Annotated in this window: 5 protein-coding genes and 2 pseudogenes; 5 read left to right on the top strand and 2 right to left on the bottom strand. The window is 66.9% G+C overall.

All coding sequences use genetic code 11. The annotated features are described in order from the left end of the window. Positions 1-604, bottom strand: a pseudogene (locus WBB14_RS28970) (FUSC family protein); the annotation flags it as partial. Between the two features lie 339 nt (positions 605-943). Between WBB14_RS28970 and WBB14_RS28975 the strand changes: the two are divergent. From WBB14_RS28975 to WBB14_RS28990, 4 genes are all read left to right on the top strand, one after another. Continuing rightward, positions 944-1,858, top strand: coding sequence for an EAL domain-containing protein (locus WBB14_RS28975; RefSeq protein ID WP_424242808.1), 915 nt, complete (start codon positions 944-946; stop codon positions 1,856-1,858). A 161-nt stretch (positions 1,859-2,019) separates the two neighbouring features. Continuing rightward, entirely contained in the window at positions 2,020-2,199 is a 180-nt protein-coding gene (locus WBB14_RS28980; RefSeq protein WP_424242809.1) for a hypothetical protein, read from the top strand. A 631-nt stretch (positions 2,200-2,830) separates the two neighbouring features. Then, a complete protein-coding gene (locus WBB14_RS28985; RefSeq protein WP_424242810.1) occupies positions 2,831-3,169 on the top strand; it encodes a DUF883 family protein in 339 nt (112 codons plus the stop codon). A gap of 82 nt (positions 3,170-3,251) precedes the next feature. Continuing rightward, positions 3,252-4,361, top strand: a complete 1,110-nt coding sequence (locus WBB14_RS28990) for a DUF748 domain-containing protein (protein WP_424242811.1) — start codon at positions 3,252-3,254, stop codon at positions 4,359-4,361. Positions 4,362-4,461: 100 nt separating this feature from the next. On the opposite strand, the pseudogene WBB14_RS28995 reads toward WBB14_RS28990, so the two are convergent. Continuing rightward, a pseudogene (locus WBB14_RS28995) lies at positions 4,462-4,664 on the bottom strand (endonuclease/exonuclease/phosphatase family protein); the annotation flags it as partial. 161 nt (positions 4,665-4,825) lie between these two features. Here WBB14_RS28995 and WBB14_RS29000 point away from each other — a divergent pair. Further along, on the top strand, positions 4,826-5,638 hold an 813-nt coding region (locus WBB14_RS29000; protein ID WP_424242812.1), incomplete at its 3' end, for an ATP-binding cassette domain-containing protein.

Raw genomic sequence — 5,638 nt, forward strand, 5'->3', positions numbered from 1 at the left:
GGGCGCTGCGCTGCGGGCGCGTGACGGCGCTCCAGGCCTCGGGGTTGGCGGCCGGCGTCAGCCCGGAATACATGCGGGCCAGCGCGTCGGCGAAATCCGCCAGGCCGCGATAGCAATGCGCGACCGCATGGGTGGCGTCCTTCCAAGGTCGCCTGCGCCACACCAGCGCGGTCATCAGGATGGCCCAGGCCGCGCCGGCCAGGAAGAACAGCGTGTATGAAAGGCTTTCGAACCAGGTCGGAGCGGGCAGTTCGGCCGCCACCACGAAGCCTGCGGACAACAGCGTGCCGACGATGGCCGCGGCCGGTCCCAGCACGCGCAACAAGCCGCCGAAGGTGCAGCACACGAAGGTCAGCGGCAGCAGCAGCCACAGATGGGTGGCGCTGACGCTGGCCAGGAAGCAGAACAGCGCGCCGATCAGCCCCAACGCCAGCATCGCGCCAGCGCGCTGGCGCAAGGGGCCGCCGGGATCGCCGAAGCAGGCCCAGAACGCCGCGATGGCGCTCCAGCCCAGGCGCGGTTCATGCGCCAGCACGGCCAGGATGACGGGCGCGGCGCTGATGGCCGCGGCTTGGAGGGCGTCCAGCCACAAGACGTTGCGCAAGGAAGCGCGCCAACGGGAAAACAGGTTCTTCACGCTAGGAATACAACGGCGGCGGTGGGCCCGGCAGGGCAAATGAGGCCAACCCTACCATGTCGACAAGGCATTCCGGCGAGGGGCGGCGGGGCATCGGAGATACCGGCTTCGTTCATGAATCCGAGCAGCTTAATACGTATGGATACACATATGTGACTTTGCCGCCGCAGGGGCGCAGAATTGCCTGGAACAAAGTCTGGAAATGGCATACAAAAAGCGCTGTAGCTGGGAATACTCAGTCCAATGTGCCTCTTTCTGCGCCCGGACAGCGCAGGTTGCGCCCAGGGGCACGCAAGGAGTGTCGACATGATGTCGAATCACGAGGCTTCCACAGACTCGGTGGCGAGCGACGATGAGATCGCCGCCATGATCACCGGCAAGGATGGCCTGCGCATGCTGTTGCAGCCGCAGGTGGACTTGCTGACAGGCAGGATCGTGTCAGCCGAAGCGCTGGCGCGCTGGCGGCATCGCCGCCTGGGCATCATCATGCCCTCCGAATTCATCCCGGCGGTCAATCGCCTGGGGCTGGACAAGATGCTGTTCGAGCGCGTCTGCCTGCGGGTGATAGACATGCTGCTGACCATGCGGCGCGCCGGCATCGCAATTCCGGTGGCCATCAATGCGCCTGCCTCCACCTTGTCGGATGAGGCCGCGGTCGACTTCCTGCTGGACCGCATCTATGCGGCGGAACTGCCGGCGTCCCTGGTGCGGGTGGAACTGACGGAAGACCAGCCCATCCGCGAACTCGACGTGCTGCGCGCCACGCTGCTTAAGCTCGAAAACGCAGGCTGCGAAGTCAGCCTGGACGATTTCGGCACCGGCCATGCGTCGCTCAAGCTGCTGTCGGCGCTGCCGCTGTCGGAAGTCAAGATCGACCAGTATTTCGTCACGCGCATGCGGCGCAGCGCCGTCGCGTTCGAAGTGCTGCGCACCGCCGCCGAACTTGCCAACCGCTTGGGCCGGCGCGTGGTGGCCGAAGGCGTCGAGAACGTGGCGGACATTCCCGCCTTGCGGGCGGCCGGCTGCCGCTACGGGCAAGGCTTCGCGCTGGGCCGCCCCATGCCGCTGGACGAATTGATGGTCCGCCTGCGCACGCAGCGCGACCAGGGCGAACCGCTGGCCGCGCCCGCCGCTTACACCTCGTCCTGGCTTGACACCTACGATGCCTCCGCCCAGGAGCCGCAGTCGGTGCGCGGCAAGCGGCACGCGACCACGCAATAGGGCCGCAAAGCGCATTTTTTACCGACGCGGCGCGACTCTGCCCTCCGGCCTTGCGTCCCCCCAGGCAGGCCGGATAGCGGGCCGCCTGTGGCCAGGGTTTGGGCACGCCGGTTGCTGTATGGAAGGTGGCGGAGTTTTTTCCGTCTTCCAGGAGACTTGCAATGCCCAATCAGAACCAGCCCGACCAGCAGAAGCAGCAGCAGAAGCAACAGGCCCAGGAAAACCCCAAGGACCGCGATCAGCCTGGGCAGCAACAGCCCGGCCAATCCGGCCAGCATGCCGATAAAGACCGGCAGCAACCTGGCCAGAACCCCGGGCAGCAAAGCAAGATGCCGCGCTGACTCGTAGACCGCGTGTTCCGGACCCTATAGTCGGGCGGGCATCGCGGTGCCAAGACGGCCTTGTCCCGCTGTGGGCGGACAAGGCCGTTTTTTCATGAAAGGCAGCCACGCTGGAACGCCATCATGAGGAATGGGGAGACAGGCACAGCGCTACCCGGCAGGTCGCGCAACAGGTCTTGCAGACGCAGCACACCATCCGGGCCGGGCTGCACCACCTCAGCGCTCACAGCGTTGCGCTACGCCAAGTTTTTATGCCATCAGCATGGCGATCCGCCGCGGATAGTCTACCGCGCGCCAATTGTCGGGATTGACCAGGCGACAGGCAAGCGCCGTGCCCGCTGTGGGTCGGCCGCAGGCGCCAGGCTGCCGGGCATGGCAATTGCTGATGCCGGCGTTCAGCCGGATTGCGGGTGACCCATGGAGGCTCGAATGAAGACTGTGGCACGTGACTTGCGTCATTTTTCCAAACGACGTGCAGGATTTGCCGGCAGTCAAAAAGGCCGCTCGTGGGCAGGATGAAGCCCACCCCCATGCCCGGGCAGGATCCCCAGCAGACGTCCGGCATCGACCGGCTCGATGGACCGCGCTACGCGCCAGTTCGGAACGCACGTTTTTTTCACCAGGAGCACGTATGAGCAAGCACCATGGATTGCGGGACTTCTTTCAACCGGCTGATAATTCCACGCGCACGATACGCGAGCTGATCTCCGGAACCGAAGCCTTGCTGCGCAGCACTGCCAGCTACGGCGGATCGGAGATCGAAGCGGCGCGCGACGGCCTCAAGCAGCAACTGGAAGCTGCGCGCGAACACGCCAAAGGCTGGGACCGGGCGGCCTGGGACCGGGCCCGGCATGCCTCCCAAGCGGCGGACGAGTATGTCCACGAGAACGCATGGAAAAGCCTGGCCGGCGCGGCGCTCATAGGCGTGCTGGCTGGCGTATGCTTCATGTCAGACCTGAAGCGCCGCTGAGCGTCTAATCCTTTTTGCCCATTGATAGGGCGCGGCGTTTCCAGGAGCATGCTCGGATTGCGCCGCACCTCCGGAATCCACGATGAGCCTCGACCCGTCCGTGCCACGCCGCAAGTCGCCATGGGGCAACGCCTTGGCGGTCTTGACCCTGATTGCGGCCGTGGCCGTGGTGCTGGCATTTGCCGCCTTGCGCATCGCCGAACAGCGCATCGCGAACATGCTGGGCCCGCGCGGCCAGGTCGGCCACGTCGAGGTGGGGTACTCGCGGGTGATCCTCAAGGACGTGACGATATCCGGCGGCACCGGCCAGGCGGGCGCCACGGCGCGCGAGGTGATCCTGGAGCCCGAATGGTCCGCCTTCCTGCGGCATGAGGCGGTCTTCAAGACCGTCACCATCGAAGGCTTCGACTTCACCGTGGTGCGCAGGACCAACGGCGACATGGACATCGCGCCCGCCCTGCAGTCCTCCTTGCGCGCCGGAGACGGCGGCGACGGCCAGCCCCGGCCCAGGACGCCGATCCGCATCGCCGAGCTGATCCTGCGCGACGGCCGCCTGGATTTCGAGGACGCGGCGGTCTCCAGGCCCGCGCACAAGATCCCGTTTTCGGACGTCCAGGCGCGCCTGCGTCCGCTGGCCATACCCGGCGACGGCGCCCGCAGCGACATGGAGTTCAGCGGCAACATCGAAGGCAACCGCAATGGCGCCGCCACGGTGCGCGCGGAAGGCTGGCTGGTGGTCGGCGGGACGGATGCCGACATCAAGGTCGCGGTGCGCAACATGGACATCAAGCATGCCGCTCCCTACCTGGCGGACAATGGCGCGACGTCGCTGGCCGCAGGCGCCATGGACCTGGACATGCGCACGGCCATTGCCAAGCGCCAGCTTCAGGCCACCGGCGCGGTGGCCTTGCGCGGCTTGCGCTTCAGCGGCGACGGCAGCCTGTTTTCATTGCCGCGCAAGGCGGTGCTGGCGGCGCTGAAGGACCAGAGCGGGACGCTGCGATTCGACTTCGCGCTGGCGGGCGACCTGGACAATCCCAAGTTCTCGGTCACGCGCGGTTTTACCGCGCAGGTTGCCCGGGGCTTCGGCCATGCGATAGGGGTGGGCGCCGAGGGCGCGGCGGAGGGCGTCACTGGCGCCGTGAAGGATTTGGGCAACGCCTTGTCGGACCTGCTCACGCCTAAGCCTTGAACTTTGCTGCGCGCAGCGCCGATCGCTGCCAGCACCGCCGGAAAATAGCGGGTGCCGTTTTCCAGCAGCGTGTAGCAGTTGTGCTCGCGCCAGCGCAGGTTCATAGCGCGATCTCCACGCAGATCGGTAAATGGCGGACAGCCGCGACCAGACCCGGGAGGCCAGCGGCACCGGCTGCCAATCGCGGACATTGCGCACATAGATGCGGTCCAGCCGCAACAGGAGCCAACGCGCCGGAAACGTGCGGGCAGGGCGGCCCAGGCTCGTGGTGCAGACCTCGCGCGTGCCGCAGCCCACCATCAGCGCGGCGCCACGGCAGCTATGCGCCACTACAGCCGTGCGCCACAACAACCGTGCGCCACAAAAGCCGTGCGCCACAAACCGCATGAGCAAATGAGAAATGCGCAGTTCCCACGCGGCCCGGGCGAGCCTACGATCCAGGGCTTCTTCCTGGTGGACGACTCATGACCGAATTGCTGCGCATCCAGAACCTGACCGTGGACCTGCCGCCGGGCGCCGACCGTCCGTACGCGCTGAAAGACTTGTCGCTGAGCATCAGCGCGGGCGAAATCGTGTGCGTGGTGGGGGAAAGCGGCTCGGGCAAGTCGCTCACGGCCGGCGCGATCCTGGGGCTGTTGCCGCAGGAGGTGCGCGCAAGCGGCGGCCAGGTGCTATGGGAAGGGCAGGATCTGCTGCGGTTGACGCCCGAGGCGCTGCGGCGGCTGCGGGGCCAACGCATCGGCATGATCTTCCAGGAACCGATGACGGCGCTCAATCCGCTACGCACCATCGGCGACCAGATCGCGGAAGTCTTCCGCACCCATACCCGCCTGGGACGGGCCGAGATCCGGCGCCGCACGCTGGAACTGCTGGACGCCGTGCGGCTGCCGGACCCGGCGCGGGCGTTGGGCGCATATCCGCACGAATTGTCCGGCGGCCAGCGCCAGCGCGCCATGATCGCCATGGCCCTGGCGCTGGAGCCGGCTTTGCTGATCGCGGACGAACCGACCACGGCGCTGGACGTGACCACACAGGCGCAGATCCTGCACTTGATCCACGACCTGCAGCGCCGCAAGGGCACGGCCGTGCTGTTCATCACGCACGACTTCGGCGTGGTCGCGGAGATCGCCGACCGCGTCGCGGTCATGCAGCGCGGCGTACTGGTGGAAAGCGGCGCGGCGCAACAGGTGCTGGAACATCCGCGGCACCCGTACACGCGCGCCTTGATCGCGGCGGTGCCGCCCTTGGCGCCGGCCGCGGCGCGGCCGGCCTTGCAG

Origin of the sequence: Achromobacter sp. (assembly GCF_049647645.1) — a bacterium.
Lineage (GTDB): Bacteria > Pseudomonadota > Gammaproteobacteria > Burkholderiales > Burkholderiaceae_B > Achromobacter.